The organism is Xanthomonas sp. WHRI 6106, assembly GCF_040202405.1.
Taxonomy (GTDB): domain Bacteria; phylum Pseudomonadota; class Gammaproteobacteria; order Xanthomonadales; family Xanthomonadaceae; genus Xanthomonas; species Xanthomonas cannabis.
On the sequence record NZ_JBEGFC010000006.1, the window covers coordinates 213,442 to 240,268 of the forward strand.

Genomic DNA, 26,827 nt, shown 5'->3' on the forward strand with positions numbered 1-26,827 from the left:
GATTGCGGTGGGCACCGCTTGCACGCTGGCCGCTGCGCGCCACGCGGGGACCGCCAGCGTGCAGGGCAACGGCGTGTGACCGCTGCCCTGCACGTCGCTCAGCCGGGAATGAAGGGAAACACGATCTTGAGCAACCCCTTCAGTCCGCCCTCGGCGGTGCTGGCCACGGCCTTGGCGCCCAGGCTGTTGAGTGCGCGGCGCACATCGTCCCAACGCAGCTGGGCGATGTCTTTTTTCAACAGGTCCGACACTTCTTCGGCGGTGGGCGTGAGCTTTTGCAGCGCGCGGATGGCCGCCTGCGGGTCCTGCTGCAGATAGCCCCAGCGTTCGGCAATCTTCAACAGCGTGTCGAAACGCACCGCCACCACTTCGCGATTGCGTTCGTACACCGGCAATGCGCCAACGTCGAGGATGGCCTGCTCGAACTGTTGCGCGTCATCGGGGTGTTCGATGCGCACTGCCAGGAAGCCTTCCTTGCGGCTGCGTTCGCTGACGTGCTTGGCACCCGAGCGCAGATTGTCCTCGGTCAGCACGTTGGCCACGATGCGTTGCATGGCCGCGTCGCCTTCCTCGGGCACCAGCGCACGCCAGCGCGCATAGCCATCGCGACGCAGGGCCTTGACCTTGGCCGAGGTGACCCGCAACTGCAGTGCGACCACGGCATTGGCGCTGTTGCGCGAGATGGCGCCATCGCGTTCGAGCAGCACGAAGATCAACAATTCCAGGTCGCGCTTGGTCAATGACTGAAAGCCCTGCAACAGGGTCAGTCGCAGGAATTCGCTGCCGAAGGCGGCCGCGTCCTTGAGTTCTATCGGTTGCATGGGAAGTCCTCCGCGGGTGACCTGCACAATGCCAGCACCCGGTTGCGCGGGCTGAGAACCGATGCGACGCGCACAGCAGTTTCAGTGTCCGGTTTCGCGCCCGGGGCGGTCGGATCTGAACGTTTCAACTGCGCCGCGATCCTGCAGCGTCACAAAGACCTGTTTGCCGTCGCTGCCGCCGAAGGCGACGTTGCTGGCCTTGCGCCCCTTCAGCGCAACCGTGCGCAGCAGCCTGCCCGTCGGCGACACCACGGCGATCTGGCCCGCATCGTAGCGGGCGATGTACAGATTGCCATCGGCATCGCAGCGCATGCCATCCATGCCGAAATCGGGGAACGCGATCAGCAGGCGCTTGTTGCGCAGGCTGCCGTCATCGCCACGGTCATACACCCACACCTTGCGCGACATGCTTTCGTTGACGTAAAGCCGCTTGCCGTCCGGGCTGACGTCCAGTCCGTTGGGGGTGGTCATGCCGGACTCCAGCAGCCGCACCGCGCCGTCGCGCCCGATGTGCCACAAGCGCCCGCTGTTGTCCTTCCAGTTCGGGTCGCTGGCGTAGAAGCTGCCATCGGGTGCAAGCGCCAGATCGTTGGGACCATCGGCGTCGGGCAACGCAGCGAACGTGGTCACGGCACGGGTCTGCATGTTCACCTGCAGCAGTTTGTGGCCGGTGTAATCGGCCACGTACATCGCCCCATCGCGAAAGCGGATGCCGTTGCCGGTGCTGCCTGCCGGCAAGGTGACAAACACCTGCGCGTTGGCACTGCCGTCCGGCTGCAGGGTGATGCGCGCGATGGTGCCATCCTTGCCCAGATTCACGGCGTAGAGCGCGCCATCCGGGCCGGTGGCCGGGCCTTCTGCGTTATGCGTGAAGGCGCCATCGCCGATCAGATCACGCGCAACGAAGGGCGCGTCGGCCGCGTCAGCGAGCGAACTGGACAACAACAACGCCAACGTCAGGTAGCGGGCGCGTGCAATAGCCATCATGCGGAATGCTCCAGGCGAGATCGTGCGCAGTGTGCCAGAACGTGCGCGGCGACCATGGCGGTACTCACGCGCGATCAAGTAAGGTGCGCGGGCGGTACCGAACCAGTGCAACGTGCAGGCGGCAGCTTCTGCTCCGGCAGGCGATGGCGTGGTGCATACGTACCGTGCATGCCGCATGACATCGCGGTGTCACCGCTGCCTGCCTGACGTCGCTTGCCGGTGCTGGTCGCCATTCTCACTTGAAGGAGGTTTGCATGTCCGTGGAATCCTTGACACGTCGCCGCTTGCTCGCCGCCTTCGGCAGTGCCGGCATCCTGCTGGGCGCGCCGGCCTGGGCGCTGCCCAAAAAGAAACCGGGAAAGCCGCTCAATGTCGCCCTGGCCGGTCTCGGCAGTTATGCCAGCGAACAACTCGCGCCTGGTCTGGCCTTGACCAAGCACTGCAAGCTGGCCGGCATCGTCACCGGCACGCCGTCGAAGATTCCGCAATGGCAATCCAAGTACGGCATCGCCGATCGCAATGTCTACAGCTACGAGAACTTCGACAAGATTGCCGATAACGACGATATCGACGTGGTGTACATCGTCACCCCGACCCATCTGCACGCGCCGCTGACCTTGCGCGCAGCGGCAGCCGGCAAGCATGTGTGGTGCGAAAAGCCGATGGCAATGCATGCCGGCGAATGCGAGGCGATGATTGCCGCCTGCAAGCGCAACAAGGTGGCGCTGACGATCGGCTACCGCATGCAGCACGAGCCCAACACGCGGCGGCTGATTGCGATGGCCAGCGAGAAGCCGTTCGGCGCCATGCAGCGCGTGCGTGCCGAGGCCGGTTACAACGGGTATCGCGATACGACCAAGGCCGATCGCCCATGGCGGTTGCGCTCGGAATTCGGCGGCGGCGCGATGTACGACATGGGCGTCTATCCACTCAATGCCGCACGCTACACCGTGGGTGCCGAGCCGCTGGCAGTCACCGCCAAGCGCTGGACCGACCGTCCCGAACTGTTCGATGAAGTGGACGAACATATGGATTTCACGCTGGAATTCCCCAATGCCGTGCGTGCGGCGTGCAAGACCAGTTTCGGTGCCAACATGAATGTGCTGCGTGCCGACTGCGAGCGCGGCTGGTATGAACTGTCGCCGTTCCAGAGCTACCAAGGCGTCACCGGCAAGGCCAGCGATGGCCGTGTGTTCGATGCCAAGGTGCCGCACCAGCAGGCCTTGCAGATGGACGAAGACGCATTGGCCATCATGAATGGCACGCCGCTGCGCGCGCCCGGCGAAGAAGGCCTGCGCGATATCCGCATCGTCGATGCGATCTACCGCTCGGCCCGCGAGGGCAGCAAGCGCATCGTGCTCTGATTGCGCCCAGCTCCGTCAATCGACGGAGTTGACCCGCCGGGGCCAGGCGAGCAGGCTGGCGCGCACCAGCCTGCCACGATGAAGTCCCCACGAACATGCAGTCCAGCACCGAAAGCGGCTGTCCAGCAATCACACCGGACTGCCATCAGCGCGACTGGCGCAGGTGAATCACCACACCAGCTCCCGCGATACCCGCCCGCACCCACAGCAACAACGCCACCAATCCGCGCTTTTACGATTCCCGATTCCCGATTCCCAGCCTCAGTCCCGCATCGCCAGCACCGTGATCTCTTCGCGATCGTGATACAGCTGCTTGGCCCGCACGGTCAGCGACTTTTCGGCCTGCTGCTCGAATAGATCCAGGCACAGGCGGGTCTCGTCCCAGCGTTTTTTCATCGGCAGCTTGAGGTTGAACAGGGTGTGGCGACACCAGCCTTCGCGCACCCAGGTGGCCATGCGCTCGGCGACGCGGCGCGGTTGCTCGACCATGTCGCAGACCATCCAGTCCAGCGCCTGTGCCGGTTTCCAGTGGAAGCCATCGGCGCGCAGGTGCTCGACCAGGCCGGTGTTCAGCACGTGCTCGCGCAGCGGGCCGTTGTCCACGCTGGTGACATGCAGGTGCTGGCGGGTGAGCACCCAGGTCCAGCCGCCGGGCGCGGCGCCCAGATCGGCAGCGCGCATGCCGGGCTTGACCAGGCGTTCGCGCTCGTCGGGCGTCAGCAAGGTGAGCAGTGCTTCGTCGAGTTTGAGCGCCGAACGCGACGGTGCGTCGGGCAGCAATTTGAGCCGCGGAATGCCCAAGGGCCAGGGCGCGCTGTCGTCGGCATCGGCCACCGCCAGCACTGCGTGGTCGCCATCGAGGAAACACACATGCAGCCGTGGCAGGCGCGGCTGCGGCTTGTCGGTGAGGAGGCCGGCCTTGCGCAGGGCCGGGCGTAACGCATTGCCAAAGCTGCGCGCCAGGCCTGCCAGCGGTTTGCCGGCATCCGAATCCGGATGCTCCACCCACAGATCGCCAAAGCGCGGTTGCCCGTGCAGTGCGGCCAGGATCGGGGTGATGCGATCGGTCGGGTCGATGCCCTTGAGTTCGGCCATGACGACCAGCTTCTGCCGCGCGAAGATCAGCTCGCGCCACTGCAACCTGGCGGCCAGTTGCGCGGCTTCATCGCAGACGAACACCACATAGCCATCGTTGCGCTGCGTGCGCGCATAGCCGGCGATGCCGACGAACGCGGCGCGCGCGCTCAGTTCTGCGGCCAGTTCCGGCTCGAAGCCCTGGCGGCAGTAACACAGCAGCCCGCTCATCGCAGCGCTCGCAGGGAGAGGTCAATAATGGTCACCGCCGCCCTCGCCGTAACTGCGCAGCACCGCGCATGCCTGCTCGCGCTGTACGTCGCGCACCACATCGATGCCGCGGCGGGTGAGCTCGCCCACCCAGTCGGCGGGCAGCGGGCCTTCGTCGAATTCGGTCAGGGCCATCACGTCTTCGGCGCGGGCGCCGATCAGCAGCCGGTCGATGCCCGCCCATACCGTGGCGCCGTAGCACTGGCAGCACGGTTGCGCGGAGGTCGCCAGGGTGATGGGCGACAGCACATCGTTCAGGCGCGGGGTCTGCAGGCGCTGCTGCGCCAGCATGTAGGCCATGTTTTCGGCGTGCGCCAGCGAGGTGGTCTGCGGCACCACACGATTCACGGCTGCGGCAATGATGTGATGGTCCGGGCCGAACACCACGGCGCCAAAGGGGCCGCCGCTGCGTGCTTCGACGTTCATCCGCGACAACGCGATCGCCAGCGCCACCTTCTCGTCGTCACTGGGATAGGCGCGACTGGCATCCACGAAATCATGGATCCAGGCGGGCAATGTGAGGTGGACTTGCGCGTAGAGCATCACGTGACGACCGGTAGGAGAGGGGGGAAGGGGCGGCGCAGTGTATCGGCCCGGGGGCAGCGCGCAACACCAGCAGGTGGCCGGAGATGAATGCCGTCACTGCCGGCCACGGACTGCTGCACACCAGGCGGCAACCAACGTACGCGATCGCTACCGGCGGCAGCCGCTTCACTGCACCCAGGGGCCCTGCCGTGGTCCTACTTGGCGGCGCACTGGCCGGAGACGCATTGGCAGCCGCTGATGTCCTGAAAACCGCACACGCTCATCATGCCGCTGGACTGGCATTGCGCCATCACACCCTCGGGGTCGGTGGCGCTATTGACGTTGACGCAGGCCGGGAACGCCCCGCAACAGTTGCCGACGTTCTTTACCGTGCAATCGGCATCGACCTTGCACGTGGTGATGACGGTGACGGGTTTGGCGGTCGCCGCAGGTGGCGTGGCGGCCTCGGTCGGCGGTGCGGCGACACAACCGATCAACGTGAACACTACCAACAGCAACAGGCTGCTCAGACACCAGGACAAGGCACGGGACATGCGGTTGCTCCGATCAGGACAGGTGAGAGGTCATGGTAAGCCTTGGGCGCGCCCTGGGGTGCGGCCAGGCGTCCCAGGCGTTGATCGCTGCGCGTTTCGCGACTGCATGTCGCTGGCGTCAATGGGCGTTGCCGCGCGCAGTGTGACCACTGAGGTGGGCCACGTCTGGTGGGTCGCCGGTGGGCGGGGCACCGGCGGCACCGGCTGCCGCGGTCATGCAAAGGCCACGGGTCCCATCCACGGCTCGCTGTACTGCAAGCGCGTGGTCAGCGACCTCGGGTCAGTGCAGAACCGCAACGGCTGGCCAGCGCCAGTTGCTGCATGCTTTCGTCGCGGCGATCGCTGGGCAGTTCGTCGTCCGGCGGGTGCGGAACGAACAGGCACAATGCCTCGGCCGGCGTCACCGCTTGCGCGTTGTGCGGCGGCGGCGAACAGGCCGTCAGCCCGATGGAAAGCGACAACACAGCGCCATACAGCGTCCGCGGTCTGGGGCGTGGCAGGCACATGGCGCGTTCCAGTGGACACAGCCTGCAATCTAGGCGCAGCGCCTCGACAGCGCTGGGCGTCAATTCGCTTCCGAATGCAGTGCTGCGCACCACAGCACGCCGACCAGCAGGCACGCGATCGCTGCCAGTTCCAGCGGCGTGGGCAGACGCATTTCCCAGGCAAAGCCGTACAGCAGTGCAAAGATGGTCTCGAACACGATCATCTGCCCGACCAGCGTCAACGGCAGCACGCGGCTGGCGCGGTTCCACAGGGCGTTGCCGATCACCGAGGCCAGGATGCCCAGCAACAGCGAGACGCCCCAGAAGCTGGCCCAGGCGATCGGCGCATGCGGCGCGCTGCCGATCAGCGCAGCCGGCGCCAGCAACGCCGCCAGTGCGCCGGTGACCACGCCGGTCAGCAGCGACCAGTCGCCGCCGGACAGATCGGAGCGGCGCCGCAACCAGCGTGCATTGACGATCGAATAGGCCGACCACGAGACCAGTGCACCGACGGCGCACAACAGGCCGGCAATACGGGTGAGACGGTCGCTCGCCTGCTGCCCCGAATCGTCCTGCACGGTGTCCAGGGCCACCAGCGTCACGCCGATGACGCACAGCACGCACGGGGCAGCGAGCCGCCGTAATTGCACCGCGCCCGCCGCCCGCGTGCCGATGACGGTCACCACCACCGGCAACAGGCCGATGATCAGCGCGGTGGCGGCGCTGCCGGCCCATTGCACCGCGCTGCCCAGCAGCACGTAATAGACCAGATTCCCCATCAGGCTCAGGCGCACCAGCGCCCACCACTCGGCGCGGCCCAGCCGGGCGGCGGTCTGGCGCGCGCGTGGTGCCAGCACCACCGCCGCCACCGCGCCGTACGACAGGTAGCGCGCCACCGCCAGTTGCAGGGGCGTGAACGCCGACAACAACTGCGGTGCCAGGAACACCAGCCCCCACAGCGCGCCCGCGCCGACGCCGCAGGCGACCCCCACCATCAAGCGCTCACGCATCGTGTTGCTCCTGTCAGTCGTGCAGCATGCAGGCCACGGCCGGGCGCAGCTCCCTGCGCATGTGCATCAGCTCAGAACGCGACGCGTCTTGACAGCCCTGAGCGGGAGGCGTGGTGCCTGCGGCCCGTCCTTCGCATCGGTAGTCACGTGTTTCGCAGTGCAAAGGCCGCACCGGCGCCTTGATCCGGTGCGGACACCCGTTACTTGGCCCAGGTATCGCGCAAGGTCACGCTGCGATTGAACACCGGTGTGGCTGCACTATGGTCACGGCGATCGGCAACGAAGTAGCCTGTGCGCTCGAACTGGAACGCCTGCTCCGGCGTTGCCTGCGCGGCGGCCGGTTCCACATACCCGCGCACGCTGCGCTTGGACTCGGGGTTGAGATAGTCGCGGTAGGTCTTGCCTTCGGATTCGTCGTCGGGCTTTTCCACCGAGAACAGACGGTCGTACAGGCGGATTTCCGCGTCCACCGCATGCACGGCGCTGACCCAATGGATGGTGCCCTTGACCTTGCGGTTGGCACCTTCCATGCCCGGGCGCGATTCCGGGTCCAGCCAGCCGCGCAGCTCGACGATGTCGCCGTCGGCGTTCTTGATCACCTCATCCACGCGCGCAATGCCGGCGCCACGCAGGCGGATCTCGCCGCCCGGTACCAGCCGTTTCCAGCCCTTGGGCGGAACCTCGGCAAAATCCTCGCGCTCGATCCACAGCTCGCGGGCGAACGGCACTTCACGCGTGCCGAAGCTCTCGTCCTTGGGGTGATTGGAAAACTGCAGCGTCTCGGTGTGGCCTTCGGGCAGGTTGGTCAGCACCAGCTTGAGCGGTTCGATCACCGCCATGCGGCGCGCCGCAGCCGCGTCCAGATCCTCGCGCAGGCAGCCTTCCAGCACCGAGAAATCGATCAGCGAGTTCTGCTTGCTGATACCCACCCGATCGACGAACAGGCGCATCGCCGCCGGTGTATAGCCACGACGACGCAAGCCCTGCAGTGTGTACATGCGTGGGTCGTCCCAGCCGTCCACCAGCTGTTCTTCCACCAGCGCGGTGAGCTTGCGCTTGCTCATCACCGTGTAGTTGATGTTGAGGCGCGAAAACTCGATCTGACGCGGTTTGCCGGCTTCGCGCGGCAGGCCTTTCTCCAGCAGCGGCTGCAGCAATTCCGGGTGGCCGGCCAGGTCCACCTTGTCCACGCACCAGTCGTACAACGGGCGGTGGTCTTCGAATTCCAGCGTGCACAGCGAGTGGGTGATGCCTTCCACCGCATCGCCCAGCGAATGCGCGAAGTCGTACATCGGGTAGATCGGCCAGGTGTTGCCGGTGTTCTGGTGCTCCACATGCTTGATGCGGTAGAGCGCCGGATCGCGCAGGTTGATGTTGCCGCTGGCCATGTCGATCTTGGCGCGCAGCGTGCGCGCACCATCGGGAAACTCGCCGGCGCGCATGCGGCCGAACAGGTCCAGGTTTTCCTCGACGCTGCGCTCGCGAAACGGCGAATTGCGGCCGGGTTCGGTCAGCGTGCCGCGGTACTCGCGCACCTGCTCGGCCGACAGGTCGCAGACGAAGGCGTGGCCGTCGCGGATCAGCTTCTGTGCGGCCAGGTAATACACCTCGAAGTAGTCCGAGGCGTGGCGCAACTGTGCCCATTCGTAGCCCAGCCAGCGCACGTCGTCCTGGATGGCCACCACGAACTCGGGGTCTTCCTTGGCCGGGTTGGTGTCGTCCAGGCGCAGGTTGCACAGCCCGCCGAACTCGGCCGCCAGGCCGAAGTCCAGGCAGATCGCCTTGGCGTGGCCGATGTGCAGGTAGCCGTTGGGCTCGGGCGGGAAGCGGGTGCGGATGACCGTGTGCTTGCCGCTGGCCAGGTCCTCGCGAACGATCTGGCGGATGAAGTCTTTCTTCTCCGCCGGGGCGGTGGCGTCGGTGGCTGCAATCTCGGACATGCGGGGCATCGGCATTAGGTAAACCGCAAGTTTAGGCGGTGGCACCGGTTAGGGGTAGGCGGCGGGGCAGCGGGGCGCGTCGGGCCGGCAGTTCGGGTGTATCGACCAGGCGGTTCGTCACCGCTGCAGGCTGTGCTGGCAATGCCTGGCGTAGCCGTGGCCCGGTTTGGCACCATGCAACCCACCGGCGCATCGCGTGGTCCGCGTGCCCGGCGACCAGTGCGCGGTTGCCGCCATCGGTGCGCCGCAACCGCATTGCGTGGCTGCGGCCATGCAATGCCTGGCACCGGTCGCCCCGGCCCTGCCCAAGCGCCGCCCCGTCGCTGCGCGCTGCAAGGCGGTTGTTCCCCACGTGCGGCCGGGCGCGGCTGGCGGGCATCGGTCGCGACGCGTACGCTGCGCCAACCCCGTTGGAGCGCCCCACCCATGTCACTGCCCCGCCTGGTGATCGGCGACAAGACCCTGTCTTCCTGGTCGTTGCGGCCGTGGCTGCTGTTGCGGCACTTCCAGGTGCCGTTCCAGGAAGTCGCGCTGCCGCTCGATACGCCGGAATTCCAGACCCGCATCGCCGGGTATTCGCCGACGCGCCAGGTGCCGGTGCTGTGGGACGACACCCTGCATGTATGGGACTCGCTGGCGATCTGCGAGTACGTCAACGAGCGCTGGCTGGATGGACGCGGCTGGCCTGCCGAGCTGGCCGTGCGTGCACAGGCGCGCGCGGCCGCGGCGGAGATGCACTCGGGCTTTGGCGCGCTGCGCACCCAATTGCCGATGGACCTGGCCCGCACGCCCGCGCCCGCGCAGTGGGACGCCGCCGTCGAGCGCGATATCACCCGTATCCAGGCGCTGTGGGCCAGTTTGCGCGCAGAGCACGGCCACGCCGGGCCGTTCCTGTGCGGCGAGTTCGGCATCGTCGATGCGATGTACGCGCCGGTGGCGTTGCGCTTTACCAGCTATGGCGTCCCGCTGTTCGAAGCCGCCGGCGATTACCTGGCTGCACTGGATGCACTGCCGGCGCTGCGCGAGTGGAAGCAGGGTGCCGAGCGCGAACGCCTGGAGCGCGGCTGACATGCAGATCGCGTATCGCGCCAGTCACATCATCGACGCGCATCTGGCCAAGCACGCGCTGGAAGATGCCGGCATCACCGCATTCGTGTTCGGCGAGTCGCTATTGGGCGGTGCCGGCGAACTGCCGGCCTTCGGCGTGCTGCAGGTCTGCGTGGCCGACCTGCACCTGAGCCAGGCGCAGGCGATGCTGGCAGACATCGGCCTGTGCGGCGAGGTCACCCGCGCGCTGTAGCGGCCAGCCGCCTGTCGTAGGAGCGCACCCGGGCGCGACGGGGCCGTGCCGATAAACGCCCCGTCGCGCCCGGGTGCGCTCCTACGCTGTGCAGGCATCATCCCGGCTGGCGCCACCCGGGCGGCGCAGCCTCCGGCGCGGCCAATGCACGCAGCCGCTTGAACAGCACGGTGGTTTCAGCCACGTTCCAGACCCGCAGCGCCACTTCGAAGGTGTCCAGCGGCTTGGTCAGAAAGTCTTTTGCCCCCAGCCCCAATGCACGGTGGCGCGCGCTGCGGCTGGGATCGGCGGTGAGCACGATCACCGGCAGGAAATGCGCCGGGTCGGACAGCCGGGCCAGCTGTTCCAGCAGGGCGTAGCCGTCCAGCTCCGGCATCTTCAGGTCCAGCAAGATCAGATCCGGTGCAAATGCCGAGACTAGGCCCATGACCCGCAGCGGATCGGTGGTGGCGATGACCTGCTGGAAGCCTTCGCGCTGCAGCAGGTCTTCCAGCAGCCGCACATTGGCCGGCTCGTCGTCGACGATGAGGATGCGGGAGCCGAGAATTTCGTCGCGTGTCATGCCAGCAACCTGTCGATCACGGTGAAGAATTCCGCCACGTCCAGTGGCTTGGTCAGATACGCACGCACGCCCTGATTGCCGACGCGCGCCAGCGTGGCGGTGGTGGCATCGGCACTGATCACCACCACCGGCACCTGCGCGGTGGCCGGCTGCGCCTGCAACTCGCGCAGCAACTCTTCGCCGTTGCCGTCGCTCAGGTGCAGGTCCAGCAGGATCAGGTCCGGCACGCCCTGCAGCAGCAGTTCGCGCGCCTGCGCCAGGCTGGCCGCTTCCAGCAGCTGCCATTGCGGGCGGCGCTCGGTGAGCGTGCGGATCAATGCCTGGTTGGAAGGGTTGTCCTCGATGCTCAGCAGGCGGCAGACGCCGCTGCCGGTGGCGCTGGGCGGCAGCAGGGTCCGCGCGGGCTCGCTGCGTTGCGGCTCGCCCTGCGGCAGCGAGATCCAGAAGCGCGCGCCATCGCGACTGCTGTCCACCCCGATCTGCCCACCCATCGCCTCGATCAGGCGCTTGCTCAGCGCCAGCCCCAGGCCGGTGCCTTCCACGGCGGAACGCTCGGCACCCAGCCGCTCGAACGGCGTGAACAGCCGCTCGATCTGCGCCGGGGTCAGCCCCGCGCCCTGGTCGGCCACGGTGATGCGCACCTGCTTGTCGCCGGCGTGTGCGCTCACCTGCACCTGGCCACCGGGACGATTGAACTTCACCGCATTGGACAACAGGTTGAGCAGGACCTGCCGCAGCCGCTGCGCGTCGGCGCGCACCGTCCACGTCTCTTCGATGGCCGGCGGTTGCAGGGCAATGCCGTATCGGTCCGCATCCGGTGCGATCAGGCCCAGCGCCTCGTGCACGGCCGCGCGCACCGAGATCGGTTCCGGGCTCAGATCCAGCTGATCGGCCTCGATGCGCGCGATGTCCAGCAGCTCGGTGATCAGCCCTAGCAAGTGCCGGCCGGCGCCCAGGATGTGTTGCAGGTGGCGGCGGTGGCCGGGCTCGGGCAGGTCCATTTCCAGCACTTGCGCATAGCCCAGGATGGCATTGAGCGGAGTGCGCAGTTCGTGGCTGCTGCGCGAGAGGAACTCGGTCTTCGCGCGGTTGGCGGTTTCTGCTTCGCGCCGCGCCAGCTGCGCTTCGGCCGCGCGCGCGGCCAGCAGTTCGCTGGCCTGCGCCAGACGCTGACCGACCTGGCCCAGCTCGTCGCCAGCACGCGGTTGCGGTGCCAGCGGCAGGCCTTCGCCCAGGCGGTCCGCATTTGCCGCCAGCGTACGCAGACGCCCGGACAGCGCCGAGGCAAACCAGGCCACGGCAAACACCGCGCCCAGGCCGCCGAGCATGGCTGCACTCAGGGTGATGATGAGATTGCGCTGGCGCAGCCCTTGCGCCTTGGCCGTGCGCACCTGCAATTGCGCGGTTTCGTAATTGCGCAGCTCGCGCAGTTCCGCGCGCAGGATGTCGAGCTTGTACTTGCCGTCCCAGAGCTGGCGGATTTCTTCCTCGCGGCTCAGATCCGGCGCCAGCAGCCGGCGCCAACCCTGCATTTTTTCGGCAAAAAGTGGCTTGATGCGCGCAAACCGCTGCGCCTGGCCCGGGTCGGTAATGCGTTGCGACAGACGCTCGGCCACCCGCTGCAGGCGCGGCTCGGCATCGCGGTACGGGGTGAGGAATTCATCGCGCCGCACCAGCCGGTAGCCACGCACACCGGCCGCAGTTTCGGCTAGCAGTGCATGCGCTTCATACAGATCGCTCAGCACCTCCAGCGTCTGGCGCACGTCGTTTTCGGCGGCGATGTTCTGCCGCTCCACGCTGTAGATCGCCATCAATGCGACGGCCAGCAGCAACAACGGCAACGTGACGACCGCCAGGCTCTTGCGGGTGATCGGCCAATCGTTCCAACGCACTGCCAATGCATTCATAGCGCGAGTCCGGCTTGGACCGCGTACACCGCGGCCTGGGTGCGATCTTTTACCTCAAGTTTCTGCAGGATTCGCTCCACATGCACTTTCACCGTGCCGGGAGAAATCCCCAGTTCAGCTGCGAGGCTCGCGTTGGTGAGTCCGCGCGGGAGCAACGACAGCACCTGTTTCTCGCGCTTGCTCAGCGCGTTCAGGCGATCGTCCTGCAGCGGTTTGCGCCGCCGCGTAGCAACCGGTTTGGCCGGTTCGGCCACCATCGCCGGCAGCAACAAGGCGAAGGCCTGTAACGCCTGCACGTCATCGTTGCCGGGGGCAGGGCGGCCGTCGTTCCAAGCCACGCAGACCATGCCATGGGTAGTGCCCAGCGCATGGATCGGCACCCTGGCCTCGCGGATGTCGGCCGGGCGCGGCGGCATCAGCCAGGCTGCGTCGTGGCTGTCGCCGGCCGCACTGGCCCCGGGCGGCAGGGCCTGCCCACGGCTGGCGAGCACCTGCGTACGCGGCCCGCGCTGTGCCAGCACCGCGCCGTGCTCCAGGCCCAGCAACAGCAACACGCGCCCCAGCACGGCATCGCAGGCCTGCTCGGGGGTGTGTGCCTGACGCAGCGCCACGGCTGCTTCCCAGAGCGCCTGCCAGCGTGCGCCATCGGAGGCCTCGCGGCGCAAGGCAAGCCGCCAATCACCAGCACTGGTAGGGGTTTCCATGGATTCGCTCTAGGCCGATCAGCATATTTAAGTATATGCCAGTCGGCAGAATTGTTGGGGCCGCTTGATTTCGATACTGAGCTCGCCCGATCAGGGCACCCCACAACAACCCAATGGAGATTCCCATGCGTCGCACTCTGTTCTCTATGGTTCTGGCTCTGGCTGCCACCCCGGCGCTGGCTGGCGGCGTGATGCACTACACCGACAAGGCCAAGCTGCCGGCTGACGGCGAAGAGCGCGAAGTCGCTGCACTGTTCGACACCTGGAACGCCGCACTGGCAACCGGTAACCCGGACAAGGTGGCCGATCTGTACGCACCGGATGGCGTGTTGCTGCCGACCGTATCCAATGAAGTGCGCGCCTCGCGCGAGCAGATCGAAAAGTACTTCGAGATGTTCCTGGCCAAAAAGCCCAAGGGCGTGGTCAATTACCGCACCGTGCGCGTGCTCGATGACGACAGCGCCGTGGACGCCGGCGTCTACACCTTCACGCTGACCGACAAGGACGGCCAGAAGAGCGACGTGCAGGCGCGCTACACCTTCGTGTACGAAAAGCGCGACGGCAAGTGGTTGATCATCAACCACCACAGCTCGGCGATGCCGGAAGTGGATACGCGTTCGGCGGTTGCCAAGACCAAGTAAGTGCCGTCCGGCGACCGTACGCCGGCCGTGCAGGCTTGAAAGCTGCCGCGGCCGGCGCCATCCAGCAGGCAATCCTCACGATCGCGGAGTTGCACCATGCTGGGAATCGGCGCCTTCAAACAACGCATGCCACGTCCGGGCGAGGCATTGCCCGGACGCGAGCAGGCACTACCGCTGCACAACACACACCTGATCAACGGTCATCCGTTGCGCGGTGAATTCACCGGCCTGGCCCAGGTGCAGTTCGGGCTTGGTTGCTTCTGGGGCGCGGAACGCAAGTTCTGGAACGTGCCCGGGGTGTACACCACGGCGGTGGGCTACGCCGGGGGCGAGACACCGAACGCAACCTACTCGGAAGTGTGCTCCGGGCAGACCGGCCATACCGAGGCGGTGCTGGTGGTGTACGACGCGCAGGCGGTGTCGTTCACCCAGTTGTTGCGCACGTTCTGGGAAAGCCACGACCCCACCCAGGGCATGCAGCAAGGCAACGATGTCGGTACGCAATACCGCTCGGCCATCTACTGCACGACGCAGGAGCAATACGACGCGGCACTGGCCAGCCGCGATGCCTACCAGCAGCAACTCACTGCAGCCGGGTATGGCGCGATCACCACGGAGATCCGTTTCCCGGCGCCCACGTTCTATTACGCCGAAGACGATCACCAGCAATATCTCGCCAAGCATCCCAACGGCTATTGCGGGCTTGGCGGAACGGGAGTGAGCTGCCCGATCGGGCTGGATGCCTGACGGAAAGGCGGGCCGGATTGAAGCGCTGTCATCCACGTGATCGTGGCAGTGCGCCGATGGCCGACAGTGACCGGCAGCGTTATCACGATCAGGCAGCGCATGGGAGTGCATGCCAGGCAACTTGAATGGCTACGTCGGAGACGACGTGGCCATCTTTTTTTGGGGGGTATTCGCCAGACAGCTTGGCGATGGCGCCGTGTGTGTAAACGGCGAATCGGCTGACGAAGCTGTGCCGCAATCAGTGTTGGTGAGTTGCTGCGGCGAGCAATGCAGAAAGTGGATGCACTCGCCGCAACGACGCGGTGGCGAATCACTGCTGGTGCATCGCTACAGCCAACCGTGCGCAGACCGGGTTCAGTGCATCGGCATGGCGCGTCGGTGCCAGGCATCAGCTGTGCGCGGCTGGATCCGCTGGATCACACGAATTCGCCGGCAAACATGCCGCGCAACTGCGCCAACGTGTCGGTGCGCTCCGGATGCAGCAAGCGCATGCACGCCAGGGCGAAGCCCACCGGGCTGGTGCCCGGTGCGGTGATGACCCCATCGGCGCTGACGACCTTTTCATGGCGGTAGTGCGCTGCGCCCGCATATGGCACGACGTGTTCCTGCAGGAACGCCAGCGCGTTGCTGGTGTGCGCGCGCTCATCGAGCAGGCCGGCATAGGCCAGGGCAATGGTGGCGCCGCAGATGGCCGCGACCGGGCGCTGTTGCTGCACGCGCTCGACCAGCAGGCCGCTCAGGCCGGGAATCTCGCCGGCTTGCCAGCGTTCGCTGCCGGGCAGAATCCACAGATCGGCCTCAAGCGGCGCCAGATCGGACAGCGCAAATTCCGGAGTGATGCGCAGGCCACCGATGGACTGGACCGGCTGCCCGTCGATGCTGGCGATGGCGATCTGATCGCCGAACCATTCGCGTGCCGCCGGTAGCACCACGCCGATTTCCCAATCGGCGACGCCGTCGACCATCACCACTGCAATGTTTGCCATTGTCCGTTACGCCAGTTGAGGGAATCCGGATTCTAGGCAGTGCGCGCGTGGCGGGTGTAAGCGGCGTGTGGAGAGCAGTGGCGGGCCGTGCTCGGCAATCATGTGGCGCGTTACCCACCGGGCCAGGGCGTATGCAGTGGCCAAGAGCGCAAGGTCGCAGCTGTCGTGGCACTGCCGATACGGGGCTTGAGGCCTGCGCAAATGGCGCGCCGTCGAGGATGGAAGGCGTCATGGTGTCGCATCCATCGCTGGTGCCTCGGTGGCAGGCGATGTTGCTGCCACCTCCACAAACGACAACGCCCGCAGCCATCGGGCTGCAGGCGTCTTATCGCAGAAGCACCCTGCCGCTATCAGCCGGCGAGCTTGTCGGCGATGGTCTTGCGCAGGGCCTGCAGATCCTTGGCAAAGGTGTCGATGCCGCCGGCGAGCTTTTCGGTGGCCATTGCATCGGCGGCCAGATCGGTGGCAAAGCTGTCGCTGTCGATCGGGGTGATCTGCGCGTCATTGGCTTTGGCCGGCGAGAGCTTGCGCGGCAGCTCGCCGTGTTCGGCGTCGAGCTTTTCCAGCAGGTCGGGCGAAATGGTCAGGCGGTCGCAACCGGCCAGCGCTTCGATCTGGGCGGTGGAGCGGAACGAGGCCCCCATCACCACGGTGGACGAGCCGCGCTGCTTGAACTCGTTGTAGACGGTGCGGACGAATACCACGCCCGGATCTTCATCGATCGTGGCCGGGGTCTGGCCCTGGGCGACGTAGTAATCCAGGATCCGGCCCACGAACGGGGAGATCAGGAACACGCCGGCCTCTGCGCAGGCCAGTGCCTGCGAGCGGTTGAAGATCAGCGTCAGGTTGCAGTCGATGCCTTCCTTCTGCAGCTGACGGGCGGCTTCGATGCCTTCCCAGGTCGCGGCGATCTTGATCAGGATCTTGTCCTTGGACACGCCGCGCTCGGCGTACATCGCAATGAACTTGCGCGCCTTGGCGATGGTGGCCTGGGTGTCGTGCGCCAGATCGGCGTCGACTTCGGTGGACACGCGCCCCGGCACCAGTTCGGCCAGCTTGACGCCCACGCCGATGGTCAGGCGGTCGGCGACTTCGTTGACGGTGGCAGTGCGGTCTTCGCCACCGTGCTCGCGGCCCCAGGCCAGCTCGCGTTCGATCAGGTCGGCATAGACCGGCAGGTCCAGCGCCTTCTTGACCAGGGTGGGGTTGGTGGTGCAATCGACCGGCTTCAGGCGCTTGATGGCGTCGTAATCGCCGGTGTCGGCGACAACAACGGACAGCTCACGCAGTTGGGCAAGCTTGGAGGGGGATGCAGTCATGCGGGTTCTCTCGAATCGTGGAACGGGTCGGGGATGACGCAGCGCGCTACGTTAGCGCGCCGCGCGCTGGAAGTCGCCCGCAACGGCGGGTTGATCGTGCACGGCGGTCACGCGCAGGCGCAGGTTGCGCCCGTCGGGCGTGCGCCAGTCGATGCTCTGGCCGACCGACAGGCCAAGCAGGGCACTGCCGACCGGCGCAAGCACCGAGATGCGGCTGTGCTGGACATCGGCCTCGTGCGGGTACACCAGGGTGAGCGTATGTCGTTCGCCATGCAGCTCATCTTCGCAGTCGATGCGGGAGTGCATGGTGACGACATCGCCGGGAATCTGATCGGGCGGCAGCACACGGGCGCGGCCCAGTTCGTCGCTCAGCGCGGTGGCGGCGGGATGCTTGTGGAAGGCGGGCGAATCGAGCAACGCCTCAAGCCGGGCGAGGTCGTGGCTGGACACAAGGATGGACGGCGGCAAGCCGCTGTGGTGTTGCGAAGTCATGGCGATCTCCTGACAGAAACGGCTCGCCGTCATGGCAAGCGGCACTGACAAGATGAGGGCGTCGGCGGCTGATCGCAATGCATGGACGTGTTGCGACCCCAAGCACCGGCACGTGCCGCCAGGCAGGCGCTGCAGGCCTGGTGCAGCGAGCAAGTGTTCCAGATGAACTAGCCGCAGGGGCAGGGCATGACAGCTGCTGTTGGACGAGCCCGCTCTGCCGACGCATGCTGCAAACGCCGCGCTCCGAGGCCCAAGCAAACGAATCAAGACGCCGTTTGCAAATCGCGGGGGTGGGCTGGCCGGGCTGCCGGCTCCAGCCAGCCCAGCACTCAGCGGCGAGTTGATGCGCAGCTAACCGTCAGGCAAGAGTGCTGCGCACACAGGCAAACAAAAAGCGACGCTCGCGCGCCGCCCAATTCAAACCTCCACCCGGCGATAAAAGCGACCGCAACCGCGCTACGCTTTCCCGATTCCCGATTCCCGATTCCCGAATCCCGAATCCCGAATCCCGAATCCCCGCCATCAGGCGGCCACTGCCTTCGGCCCTGTCGCAGGCTGATCCAGCGCAAACAGGGTGTCGGGCAGTTCCTTGAACAACTGCGACAGTTGCTCCAGAAACCCGGTCATGGCCGAGCTACGGCGCCATGCCATCGCAATCCGGCGGCTGGGCTGCTTGTCTTCGCGAAAGCGGATCAGACGGATGTTGTCCGAACGCGCCACCGGCGGCTTGACCGCCAGCAGTGGCAGCAAGGTCACGCCGACATTGGCCGCCACCATCTGGCGCAGGGTTTCCAGGCTGGTGGCCTGGAATTCGGATTTCTCCAGCGCGCCGGCCAGGTGGCAGACATCCAGTGCCTGCTCGCGCAGGCAATGGCCGTCTTCCAAAAGCAACAGGCGCTGCTCGGACAGATCGTCCAGGGTCATGCTGTCATGGCGCGACAGCGGGTGGCCTTCCGGCACGGCCAGTACGAAGGGTTCTTCGAACAGGAATTCGGCATGCAGCTGGTCGTCCTGCAATGGCAGCGCCAGCAAGGCAGCGTCCAGCCGCCCTTCGCGCAGCTGATGCGTCAGTTGATCGCTTTTCTCTTCGATCAACAGCAGTTCCAGGCGCGGGAACCGCTCGCGGATGCGCGGCACCACATGCGGCAACAGGTACGGTGCCAGGGTGGGAAAGATGCCCAGCCGCACGGTGCCCGCTTCCGGGTCCTGGCTGCGCCGTGCGGCTTCCTTCATCTGTTCCACTTCGGCGACGATGCTGCGCGCACGCACGGCAGCTTCGCGGCCGGCCGGGGTCAGCATGACCCTGCGCGGCGCGCGTTCCACCAGCGACACGCCGAGCTCGTCTTCGAGTTTCTTGATCTGGGTGGACAGCGTCGGCTGGCTGACGAAACATGCCGTCGCAGCACGACCGAAGTGCTTGTGGTCGGCCAGGGCTACCAGATATTTCAGGTCACGCAGATTCATGTGCAGCAGCCCTCATGGCGTTGACGATGGACGACGGACGCGTACAGCCAGCTTAGCGCCCGGCCGGGCCGGGCGTTGGCGGTCGCTGCGCTTATGCGGCCTGCGCGACGTTCTCGGGGCTGACCGGGGCGCTGGAGCGGATCAGGTAATCAAATGCGCTCAGGGCGGCCTTGGAACCTTCGCCCATCGCGATCACGATCTGCTTGTACGGCACCGTGGTGGCGTCGCCGGCGGCGAACACGCCCGGCACGCTGGTCTGGCCACGGTCATCGACGATGATCTCGCCGCGCGGAGACAGCTCCACCGTGCCACGCAGGAACTCGGTGTTGGGCAGCAGGCCGATCTGCACGAACACGCCTTCCAGTTCCACATGCTGGCTGTCGCCGCCGGTGCGGTCGGTGTAGACCAGTCCGGTGACCTTCTGCCCGTCGCCCAGCACTTCGGTGGTCTGCGCACTGGTGATGATGCGCACGTTGTGCAGGCTGCGCAGCTTGCGTTGCAGCACCTCGTCGGCGCGCAGCTTGTCGTCGAATTCCATCAGCGTGACATGCGCCACGATGCCGGCCAGATCGATCGCCGCTTCCACACCGGAGTTGCCGCCGCCGATCACCGCCACGCGCTTGCCCTTGAACAGCGGGCCGTCGCAATGCGGGCAATAGGCCACGCCCTTGTTCTTGTACTGGTCCTCGCCCGGCACGTTCATCTGCCTCCAGCGCGCACCGGTGGACAGGATCACGGTCTTGCTCTTGAGCGAGGCGCCATTGGCCAGCTTGATTTCGATCAGGCCATCGGCACCGGCCGGCACCAATTGCTCGGCACGCTGCAGGTTCATGATGTCCACGTCGTACTGGCGCACGTGCTGCTCCAGCGCGGCGGCCATCTTCGGGCCTTCGGTTTCCGGCACGGAGATGAAGTTTTCGATCGACATGGTGTCCAGCACCTGCCCGCCGAAGCGTTCGGCGGCCACGCCGGTGCGGATGCCCTTGCGTGCGGCATACACTGCCGCTGCCGAGCCGGCCGGGCCACCGCCCACCACCAGCACGTCGAAGGCATCCTTGGCGGCGATTTTTGCGGCATCGCGCTTGGCGGCATTGGTATCGAGCTTGGCGACGATCTGCTCCAGCGTCATGCGGCCCTGGTCGAACAGTTCGCCGTTCAAGTACACCGTCGGCACCGACATGATCTGGCGGGTTTCGACCTCATCCTGGAACAGCGCGCCATCGATGGCGACATGCTTGATGCGGGGATTGAGCACGGCGGCCAGGTTCAGCGCCTGCACCACGTCCGGGCAGTTCTGGCACGACAGCGAGAAATAGGTTTCGAACTGGTAATCGCCGTCCAGGTGCTGCACCTGCTCGATCAGCTCGGCAGTGGCCTTGGACGGGTGGCCGCCCACCTGCAGCAGCGCCAGCACCAGCGAGGTGAACTCGTGGCCCATCGGCAGGCCGGCAAAGCGCAGCGAGATGTCCTGGCCCGGCGTGGTCAGCGCGAACGACGGCTTGCGCTGGTTGTCGTCGCGGTGGACGTCCAGGCTGATCTTGTCCGAGAGCAGCACCAGGTCTTCGAGCAGGTCGAGCATCTCGCGCGCAGCCGGGCTGTCGTCGATGGACGCATTGATCTGGATCGGCCGCGTGACCCGTTCCAGGTAGGCGGTCAGCTGGGTCTTGAGGTTGGCATCCAACATGGAGAACTCCTGGGAATGGGCAAGGGGAGGGCGTGGCGTCGCTGCGCTGAGGCAGGTCGCCGGGAGAGGAAGGAGGTGAACCGCAGCCGGCGCAAGGTCGGAGTGCGTGCTGGCGATGGCTGGCGGGCAGCCCGGCACCGGCTCCGGTTCACCTCCGGCCCGTGCGGGCCGGAGATGCTCCGGCCTGATGACAGGTCGGAGGTGACAGCCGGCTTAGATCTTGCCGACCAGGTCCAGCGACGGAGCCAGGGTCTTGGCGCCTTCCTTCCACTTGGCCGGGCAGACCTGGCCAGGATTGTTGGCCACGAACTGCGCTGCGGTGAGCTTGCGCAGCGTCTCGGTGACGTCGCGGGCGATGGAGTTGTCGTGGATTTCCAGGGTCTTGATCACGCCTTCCGGATTGATGATGAAGGTGCCACGCAGGGCCAGGCCTTCTTCTTCAATGTGCACGCCGAAGGCGCGGGTCAGCTTGTGGGTCGGGTCGCCGATCAACGGGAACTGCGCCTTGCCCACGGCCGGGGAGGTTTCGTGCCACACCTTGTGCGAGAAGTGCGTGTCGGTGGTGACGATGTAGACCTCGGCGCCTGCCTTCTGGAAGGCGGCATAGTTATCGGCTGCGTCTTCCACTTCGGTCGGGCAGTTGAAGGTGAACGCGGCCGGCATGAAGATCAGCACCGACCACTTGCCCTTCAGGCTGGCCTCGGAGACTTCGATGAAGTTGCCGTTGTGGTACGCATTCGCCTTGAACGGCTGGACCTGAGTGTTGATGAGAGACATTGAGTTTCCTCGTGCGATGAAAGGGGGGCGGGGGATGGAACAGTCGCCATGGTAGGCAGGATCGATAGATTCCTCAAATCGATTGATGGAATTAGATAGATAGTTTTTGGCTATCGATTTTGCAGACGGCATCTGGTGCTGCAGCGGCGATGCTCCATCTCCGATAATGGTCAGCCGATGTTTCGCATGAGTGAACGATCCGTATGAGCCACGATCCTGCCGCCCTGTCCGGCGAACAGCTGCTGCGGCTGGCGGCGGCGCGGATCGAGCGCGGCGATGCCGAACCCCTGCTGCTGCACGCGCTGGGCCGCGACCGCGTCTGGCTCTTCGCCCATGGCCGCGACCCGGTGCCCAGCGCCGTCGCCGCTGCCTTCGACGCACTGGTGCAGCGGCGTCAGGCCGGTGAACCGGTGGCGTATCTGACCGGCTCGCGCGGGTTCTGGACGCTGGATCTGGAAGTCTCGCCGGCGACGCTGATCCCGCGCGCCGACACCGAGACCCTGGTGGAGCTGGCGCTGGAACGGCTGGACCACACGCCCGGCCGCCGCGTCGCCGACCTGGGCACCGGCAGCGGTGCCATCGCGCTGGCGATTGCCAGCGAGCGGCCGCAGGCCGCGGTGGTCGCCACCGATGCCAGTGCGGCCGCGCTCGTCATCGCCCGGCGCAATGCCGACAGGCATCGCCTATCGAATGTGCACTGCCGACACGGCAGCTGGTTTGCGCCGCTGGCCGGCGAGCAGTTCGACCTGATCGCCAGCAACCCGCCGTACATCGCGGCCGGCGACCCGCATCTGGAACGGGGCGACCTGCGCCATGAACCGGCCAGCGCACTGGCCTCCGGCAAGGACGGGCTGGATGACATCCGGTTGATTGTGGCGCAGGCGCCCGGCCATCTGCGTACCGGCGGCTGGCTGCTGCTCGAGCATGGCTGGGACCAGGGCGCGGCGGTGGGCGAGCTGCTGCGCGTGCAGGGATTTGCGCAGGTGGCCACGCATCAGGACCTGGAACAGCGCAACCGGGTGACCCTGGGCCGCTGGGAGGCAGCGGCCACGCGCTGAGCCGCGTTGCCGCCACAGGTGCTCAACACCGGCCGCTCGGCGCCGGCATGCGCAGCGGTGCTGCGCCACAGAAGGGGCAGGCGGCAGCGGTGCCGCCGGTCGATACACTATGCGTTTTCGCCCAGGACCGACGCATGCGCACGCTCTATCCCGAGATCACGCCCTACGAGCAGGGCAGCCTGAAGGTCGATGACCGCCACACGCTGTATTTCGAGCAGTGCGGCAACCCGCAGGGCAAGCCGGTGGTCATGCTGCACGGCGGCCCGGGTGGCGGCTGCAACGCCAAGATGCGTCGCTTCCATGACCCGGCCAAGTACCGCATCGTGCTGTTCGACCAGCGTGGCTCGGGGCGCTCCACCCCGCATGCAGACCTCACCGACAACACCACCTGGGATCTGGTCGCCGACATCGAGCGCCTGCGCACGCACCTGGGCATCGACCGCTGGCAGGTGTTCGGCGGCAGCTGGGGCTCGACGCTGGCGCTGGCCTATGCGCAGACCCATCCGCAGCAGGTCACCGAGCTGGTGCTGCGCGGCATCTTCCTGCTGCGCCGCTTCGAGCTGGAATGGTTCTACCAGGAAGGCGCCAGCCGCCTGTTCCCGGACGCCTGGGAGCACTACATCGATGCGATCCCGACCGCAGAGCGCGGCGATCTGATCGCGGCCTTCCATCGCCGCCTGACCAGCGACGACGAAGCCACGCGCCTGGCCGCGGCCAAGGCCTGGAGCGTGTGGGAAGGCGCCACCAGCTTCCTGCATGTGGACGAGGACTTCGTCACCGGGCACGAAGACGCCCACTTTGCGCTGGCGTTCGCGCGCATCGAGAACCACTACTTCGTCAACAACGGCTTCTTCGAGGTCGAAGGCCAGCTGCTGCGCGATGCGCACCGCATCGCCGACATCCCCGGCGTGATCGTGCACGGCCGCTACGACGTGGTCTGCCCGTTGCAAAGCGCCTGGGACCTGCACAAGGTCTGGCCGAAGGCGCAGCTGCAGATCAGCCCGGCCTCCGGGCATTCGGCATTCGAGCCGGAAAACGTCGATGCGCTGGTGCGTGCCACCGATGGGTTTGCCTGAGCCACGACGTCAGGGCAGCCGGGTCATGCCTTCGCATGATCCGTAGGAGCGCGCTTGCGCAATGAGGCGTTACCGTTAAAGCCTCAATACCCGTAGGAGCGCGCTCGCGCGCGATGGAGCGTTATCGGTAACGCCTCATCGCGCGCAAGCGCGCTCCTACTGTAATTGCCGACAGTGATGCCGGTTTCAGGGCAGCAGCAATGCCTGTGCCAGTGGCGGCAGGATGCGTGCCAGGCGCTGTGCCCATGCGTGTTGCCCAGCCGCATCGACGATCAGGTCCTGGCGGATCTCCAGCTCCACATGCAGCAGGCCGCGGCCTTCGCCATACACCGGAATCGCATAGTCGCTGGCATCGCTGACCGCATAGGGTTGGTTGTCGCCGACCACCAGATCCGGTTCGGCACGCAACGCCTGCAACAGGCGATGCGCCAGCCGGGTGTCGCGGTTGTACAGCACCCCGGCATGCCAGGGCCGCGCATGGCCGGCCATGATCGGGGTGAAGCTGTGCATCGACACCAGTAAGGTCGGTTGCTGGCGCTGCGCACGGGTCTCCAGCTCCGCTGCGATACGTGCGTGGTACGGCGCGAAGATCTCGTCGATGCGCTGCCGCCGCGCCTCGGCCGACAGCTGCAGATTGCCGGGAATCGATGTGCCGTCGCTCACCTCGGGCATCAGGGTGGCGGACGCGTGCGGGCGGTTGCAGTCGACCACCAGCCGCGAATAGGTCTGGGCGATGGCAACGGCGTCCAGCGCATCGGCCAACAGCTGCGTGACCTGCGCAATGCCGATATCCCAGCCGATATGGCGGTCCAGCTCAACCTGCGGCAGGCCCAGATTGGCCAGCCGTGCCGGCACGCGCTGGCCGGCGTGGTCGGCGATCAACAGCCATGGCGAGGCCGCCTGCGCGTTGTGCACGGTAAACGGTGCCGGATCGTCGGGGCCAAGCAAGGGAGCGACGACAGCGTCAGCCACGCGGCGTGCCATCCAGTGCGTGATCGACCAGGTACAGGCCTGCCCACAGCTTGGGGTCCATCTGATAGCCCTCGGCCATCTTCTGCACCAGCCAGGTGCCAACCTGCGCACGCGGAATCTCGTGCACGGTGATGTCTTCGCTGTCGTCGCCGCCGCCGGCGCCGACCCTGCTCAGCCCGGTGGCGCGCACGAAGGCGATCTTCTCGCTGCTGGCACCGGCCGAGGTGGGGCCGATCATCAGCACTTCGGCATGCTCGGCGGTCCAGCCGGTTTCTTCTTCCAGTTCGCGGATCGCCGACAGCTCGATCGACTCGCCCGCATGCACATCGCCTACCAGCCCGGCCGGCATTTCGATCGTGCGCGCCTGCAACGGCACGCGGAATTGTTCGACGAACAACATCGCATCGTCCGGCGTCACCGCCACGATGATCGCGGCCAGGCCGCCGGCATGCACGCGCTCGGAATATTCCCAGGTGCCACGCACGACCATGCGCTGGTACTTGCCTTCGTAAACCACGGTGGGCGGGGTGTCGTGTCGGTTCATGGGGAGATGCCTTGAGACAGGGAGGCGGGAGGAGGGGGCAGTGCGGCGCCGTCGCACACGGCCAGCAGGCGCCGGCGTGTGAGCGGGCCGAAGCGCAGGCTGTCGCACAGCCCGATCAGCATGTCCGCGTCGGCGTGCGCGCGCGTGAAACCGGTGTCGGTCAGGTCAAGCGGCGCGTCCAGCGCGATGGTGGTGAGCTGGCGCCACAGCAATGCGTGCTCGCGCTGTTCGCGCAACCGCACCGCCATCTGCGCGGCGCCGCGCAAGCGCAGGAACGGGATCTCGTCGATGCGCTCCAGCAGTGCATCCAGGCTGCCGAAATGCGCCAGCAGCACGGCGGCCGATTTGGCGCCGATCCCGGTGATGCCGGGGATGTTGTCGATCGCGTCGCCGCACAGCGCCAGGTAGTCGGCGATCTGGTGCGCATGCACGCCATGCCGTGCCTTGACCCCGTCCATGCCCCAACGCAGGTTGCGTGCGTAATCCCACTGTTCGTCGTGTTCGAACAGCAATTGCGACAGATCCTTGTCGGCCGACACGATGACACCGCGCAGCCCCTGTGTGCGTACGCTGTGCAGGGCGCTGCCGATCAGATCGTCGGCCTCGTAGTCGCGGTGCGCCAGCACGCTCAGGCCCAGTGCGGCGCATAGCGCCTTGCAATGCGCAAACTGGCGACGCAACGCATCCGGCGCCGGCTCGCGGTTGCCCTTGTAGGCCGGGTAGATCGCATGCCGGAAGCAGCTGTCCAAGGCCTCGTCGAAGGCGATGGTGATGTGGAGCGGGCGCTCGCGTTCGAGCAGGTCCAGCAAGAAACGCGCAAACCCGTGCACCGCGTTGGTCGGCCAGCCTTGTGTATCCTGAAATTCGTCCGGGATCGAATGCCAGGCGCGAAAGACGTACAGGCTGGCATCGATCAGGTACAGCGGCTGCGGACGTGGCCTGCCCGGCAGCGCCGCGGCAATCGCACCGGGCAGGCTGCTCATGGGGTCCAGTCGCGCAGCAAGGTGCGCGGGTCCGGGCGCTCGCGCTCGGGCACCTGCATGCGTGGCGTGCCGATATGGATGAAACCGGCAACGCGTTCGTGTTGTTCCAGGCCGAGATAGCCGATGACCGCTGGGTCGTAGGCCATCCAGCCGCTCAGCCACTGTGCGCCGAAGCCGTGTGCCTGCGCAGCCTGCAGCAGCGCGAAACACACGCAGCCGGCGGTCAGCAGTTGTTCCTGCTCGGGGACCTTGTGCCCGGGACGCAGGGCGGCAATCACCACGATCACCAGCGGAGCGTCGCTGAAGCGGTTGCGGTCCTTCTCCACCACCGCCGGCGGCGCCAGCGGATCGGCGGCCTGGGTGCGCTCGGCCAGGAAGTCGCCCAGCGCTTGCCGTGCCTCGCCACTGATGCGCAGGAAACGGAACGGCACCAGCTTGCCGTGGTCGGGCACGCGCACGGCCGATGTCAGCATGCGCAGCAAGGTGTCTTCATCCGGCCCGGGCTCACCCAGCTGTTTGGACGGGACCGAGCGACGCGCGTCCAGCGCCTGTAGCGAATACGGTGCGTGCATAAGTTGCGG

The 26,827-nt window shown here is 66.4% G+C and carries 28 protein-coding genes; 7 read left to right on the forward strand and 21 right to left on the reverse strand.

Annotated elements, in window-relative coordinates; translation table 11 throughout:
• Window positions 1–98: 98 nt before the first annotated feature.
• Window positions 99–821 carry a hypothetical protein gene (locus ABQZ09_RS11320; protein WP_039414730.1) on the reverse strand — a complete coding sequence of 241 codons (723 nt, stop codon included), beginning with the start codon at window positions 819–821 and terminating at the stop codon, window positions 99–101.
• Between the two features lie 81 nt (window positions 822–902).
• Window positions 903–1,808, reverse strand: a complete 906-nt coding sequence (locus ABQZ09_RS11325) for an SMP-30/gluconolactonase/LRE family protein (protein WP_039414732.1) — start codon at window positions 1,806–1,808, stop codon at window positions 903–905.
• A gap of 254 nt (window positions 1,809–2,062) precedes the next feature.
• On the opposite strand from ABQZ09_RS11325, the gene ABQZ09_RS11330 reads away from it, so the two are divergent.
• Complete coding sequence (locus ABQZ09_RS11330; RefSeq protein WP_039414734.1) at window positions 2,063–3,172, forward strand: Gfo/Idh/MocA family protein; 1,110 nt, start codon at window positions 2,063–2,065, stop codon at window positions 3,170–3,172.
• A gap of 261 nt (window positions 3,173–3,433) precedes the next feature.
• On the opposite strand, the gene rlmM is transcribed toward ABQZ09_RS11330, so the two are convergent.
• The 6 genes from rlmM to ABQZ09_RS11360 form a co-directional block, all read right to left on the reverse strand.
• Window positions 3,434–4,477: a 23S rRNA (cytidine(2498)-2'-O)-methyltransferase RlmM gene (rlmM, locus tag ABQZ09_RS11335; RefSeq protein ID WP_349776905.1), complete on the reverse strand. Its 1,044-nt coding sequence runs from the start codon at window positions 4,475–4,477 to the stop codon at window positions 3,434–3,436.
• A gap of 21 nt (window positions 4,478–4,498) precedes the next feature.
• A complete protein-coding gene (locus ABQZ09_RS11340) occupies window positions 4,499–5,059 on the reverse strand; it encodes a nucleoside deaminase (protein ID WP_039409968.1) in 561 nt (186 codons plus the stop codon).
• A gap of 197 nt (window positions 5,060–5,256) precedes the next feature.
• The gene (locus ABQZ09_RS11345; protein WP_349776906.1) at window positions 5,257–5,595 is read right to left on the reverse strand and encodes a hypothetical protein; all 339 of its coding nucleotides are present in this window, start codon (window positions 5,593–5,595) and stop codon (window positions 5,257–5,259) included.
• Window positions 5,596–5,861: 266 nt separating this feature from the next.
• Window positions 5,862–6,056 carry a hypothetical protein gene (locus tag ABQZ09_RS11350; RefSeq protein ID WP_349776939.1) on the reverse strand — a complete coding sequence of 65 codons (195 nt, stop codon included), beginning with the start codon at window positions 6,054–6,056 and terminating at the stop codon, window positions 5,862–5,864.
• Between the two features lie 104 nt (window positions 6,057–6,160).
• Window positions 6,161–7,090, reverse strand: coding sequence for a DMT family transporter (locus ABQZ09_RS11355; protein WP_349776907.1), 930 nt, complete (start codon window positions 7,088–7,090; stop codon window positions 6,161–6,163).
• A 200-nt stretch (window positions 7,091–7,290) separates the two neighbouring features.
• The gene (locus tag ABQZ09_RS11360; protein WP_166752400.1) at window positions 7,291–9,030 is read right to left on the reverse strand and encodes a glutamine--tRNA ligase/YqeY domain fusion protein; all 1,740 of its coding nucleotides are present in this window, start codon (window positions 9,028–9,030) and stop codon (window positions 7,291–7,293) included.
• Between the two features lie 426 nt (window positions 9,031–9,456).
• Here ABQZ09_RS11360 and ABQZ09_RS11365 point away from each other — a divergent pair, with 426 nt between their 5' ends.
• On the forward strand, window positions 9,457–10,098 hold the full coding sequence (locus ABQZ09_RS11365) for a glutathione S-transferase family protein (protein WP_349776908.1): 642 nt from the start codon (window positions 9,457–9,459) through the stop codon (window positions 10,096–10,098).
• A gap of 1 nt (window position 10,099) precedes the next feature.
• Window positions 10,100–10,330 carry a putative signal transducing protein gene (locus tag ABQZ09_RS11370; RefSeq protein WP_349776909.1) on the forward strand — a complete coding sequence of 77 codons (231 nt, stop codon included), beginning with the start codon at window positions 10,100–10,102 and terminating at the stop codon, window positions 10,328–10,330.
• Between the two features lie 97 nt (window positions 10,331–10,427).
• Here ABQZ09_RS11370 and ABQZ09_RS11375 read toward each other — a convergent pair whose 3' ends face one another.
• The 3 genes from ABQZ09_RS11375 to ABQZ09_RS11385 are packed head-to-tail and all read right to left on the reverse strand — an operon-like array spanning window position 10,428 to window position 13,503.
• Complete coding sequence (locus tag ABQZ09_RS11375) at window positions 10,428–10,892, reverse strand: response regulator (protein WP_039409985.1); 465 nt, start codon at window positions 10,890–10,892, stop codon at window positions 10,428–10,430.
• Complete coding sequence (locus ABQZ09_RS11380; protein ID WP_349776910.1) at window positions 10,889–12,799, reverse strand: hybrid sensor histidine kinase/response regulator; 1,911 nt, start codon at window positions 12,797–12,799, stop codon at window positions 10,889–10,891. Before ABQZ09_RS11380 ends, ABQZ09_RS11375 begins: the two co-directional genes overlap by 4 nt.
• Window positions 12,796–13,503 carry a helix-turn-helix transcriptional regulator gene (locus tag ABQZ09_RS11385; RefSeq protein WP_104580894.1) on the reverse strand — a complete coding sequence of 236 codons (708 nt, stop codon included), beginning with the start codon at window positions 13,501–13,503 and terminating at the stop codon, window positions 12,796–12,798. The genes ABQZ09_RS11380 and ABQZ09_RS11385 overlap by 4 nt, the downstream gene beginning before the upstream one ends.
• Before the next feature lie 125 nt (window positions 13,504–13,628).
• On the opposite strand from ABQZ09_RS11385, the gene ABQZ09_RS11390 reads away from it, so the two are divergent.
• Together ABQZ09_RS11390 and msrA are read left to right on the forward strand one after the other, a co-directional pair.
• Entirely contained in the window at window positions 13,629–14,144 is a 516-nt protein-coding gene (locus tag ABQZ09_RS11390; RefSeq protein WP_349776911.1) for an SgcJ/EcaC family oxidoreductase, read from the forward strand.
• A gap of 96 nt (window positions 14,145–14,240) precedes the next feature.
• Window positions 14,241–14,891, forward strand: coding sequence for a peptide-methionine (S)-S-oxide reductase MsrA (gene msrA / locus ABQZ09_RS11395; RefSeq protein WP_184552728.1), 651 nt, complete (start codon window positions 14,241–14,243; stop codon window positions 14,889–14,891).
• A 416-nt stretch (window positions 14,892–15,307) separates the two neighbouring features.
• Here msrA and ABQZ09_RS11400 read toward each other — a convergent pair whose 3' ends face one another.
• The 6 genes from ABQZ09_RS11400 to ahpC form a co-directional block, all read right to left on the reverse strand.
• Window positions 15,308–15,877, reverse strand: coding sequence for a type 1 glutamine amidotransferase family protein (locus ABQZ09_RS11400; RefSeq protein WP_184390488.1), 570 nt, complete (start codon window positions 15,875–15,877; stop codon window positions 15,308–15,310).
• A gap of 350 nt (window positions 15,878–16,227) precedes the next feature.
• Window positions 16,228–17,196 carry a transaldolase gene (tal, locus tag ABQZ09_RS11405; protein ID WP_039410002.1) on the reverse strand — a complete coding sequence of 323 codons (969 nt, stop codon included), beginning with the start codon at window positions 17,194–17,196 and terminating at the stop codon, window positions 16,228–16,230.
• Between the two features lie 51 nt (window positions 17,197–17,247).
• A complete protein-coding gene (rnk, locus tag ABQZ09_RS11410) occupies window positions 17,248–17,688 on the reverse strand; it encodes a nucleoside diphosphate kinase regulator (RefSeq protein ID WP_039410079.1) in 441 nt (146 codons plus the stop codon).
• A 522-nt stretch (window positions 17,689–18,210) separates the two neighbouring features.
• On the reverse strand, window positions 18,211–19,152 hold the full coding sequence (locus ABQZ09_RS11415; protein WP_349776912.1) for a LysR substrate-binding domain-containing protein: 942 nt from the start codon (window positions 19,150–19,152) through the stop codon (window positions 18,211–18,213).
• Between the two features lie 91 nt (window positions 19,153–19,243).
• Window positions 19,244–20,836 carry an alkyl hydroperoxide reductase subunit F gene (ahpF, locus tag ABQZ09_RS11420; RefSeq protein ID WP_005988859.1) on the reverse strand — a complete coding sequence of 531 codons (1,593 nt, stop codon included), beginning with the start codon at window positions 20,834–20,836 and terminating at the stop codon, window positions 19,244–19,246.
• 213 nt (window positions 20,837–21,049) lie between these two features.
• The gene (gene ahpC / locus ABQZ09_RS11425; protein WP_349776913.1) at window positions 21,050–21,613 is read right to left on the reverse strand and encodes an alkyl hydroperoxide reductase subunit C; all 564 of its coding nucleotides are present in this window, start codon (window positions 21,611–21,613) and stop codon (window positions 21,050–21,052) included.
• Window positions 21,614–21,816: 203 nt separating this feature from the next.
• On the opposite strand from ahpC, the gene prmC reads away from it, so the two are divergent.
• On the forward strand, window positions 21,817–22,671 hold the full coding sequence (gene prmC, locus ABQZ09_RS11430; protein WP_349776914.1) for a peptide chain release factor N(5)-glutamine methyltransferase: 855 nt from the start codon (window positions 21,817–21,819) through the stop codon (window positions 22,669–22,671).
• Between the two features lie 134 nt (window positions 22,672–22,805).
• Window positions 22,806–23,747, forward strand: a complete 942-nt coding sequence (gene pip / locus ABQZ09_RS11435; RefSeq protein ID WP_184552719.1) for a prolyl aminopeptidase — start codon at window positions 22,806–22,808, stop codon at window positions 23,745–23,747.
• A gap of 186 nt (window positions 23,748–23,933) precedes the next feature.
• Here pip and ABQZ09_RS11440 read toward each other — a convergent pair whose 3' ends face one another.
• The 4 genes from ABQZ09_RS11440 to ABQZ09_RS11455 are packed head-to-tail and all read right to left on the reverse strand — an operon-like array spanning window position 23,934 to window position 26,818.
• Window positions 23,934–24,731, reverse strand: a complete 798-nt coding sequence (locus ABQZ09_RS11440) for an N-formylglutamate amidohydrolase (RefSeq protein ID WP_349776915.1) — start codon at window positions 24,729–24,731, stop codon at window positions 23,934–23,936.
• Window positions 24,712–25,263, reverse strand: a complete 552-nt coding sequence (locus ABQZ09_RS11445) for an NUDIX hydrolase (protein ID WP_166743971.1) — start codon at window positions 25,261–25,263, stop codon at window positions 24,712–24,714. The genes ABQZ09_RS11440 and ABQZ09_RS11445 overlap by 20 nt, the downstream gene beginning before the upstream one ends.
• Window positions 25,260–26,246: a 5'-3' exonuclease gene (locus tag ABQZ09_RS11450; protein WP_349776916.1), complete on the reverse strand. Its 987-nt coding sequence runs from the start codon at window positions 26,244–26,246 to the stop codon at window positions 25,260–25,262. The genes ABQZ09_RS11445 and ABQZ09_RS11450 overlap by 4 nt, the downstream gene beginning before the upstream one ends.
• A complete protein-coding gene (locus ABQZ09_RS11455; protein WP_039410033.1) occupies window positions 26,243–26,818 on the reverse strand; it encodes a nitroreductase family protein in 576 nt (191 codons plus the stop codon). Before ABQZ09_RS11455 ends, ABQZ09_RS11450 begins: the two co-directional genes overlap by 4 nt.
• Window positions 26,819–26,827 lie beyond the last annotated feature (9 nt).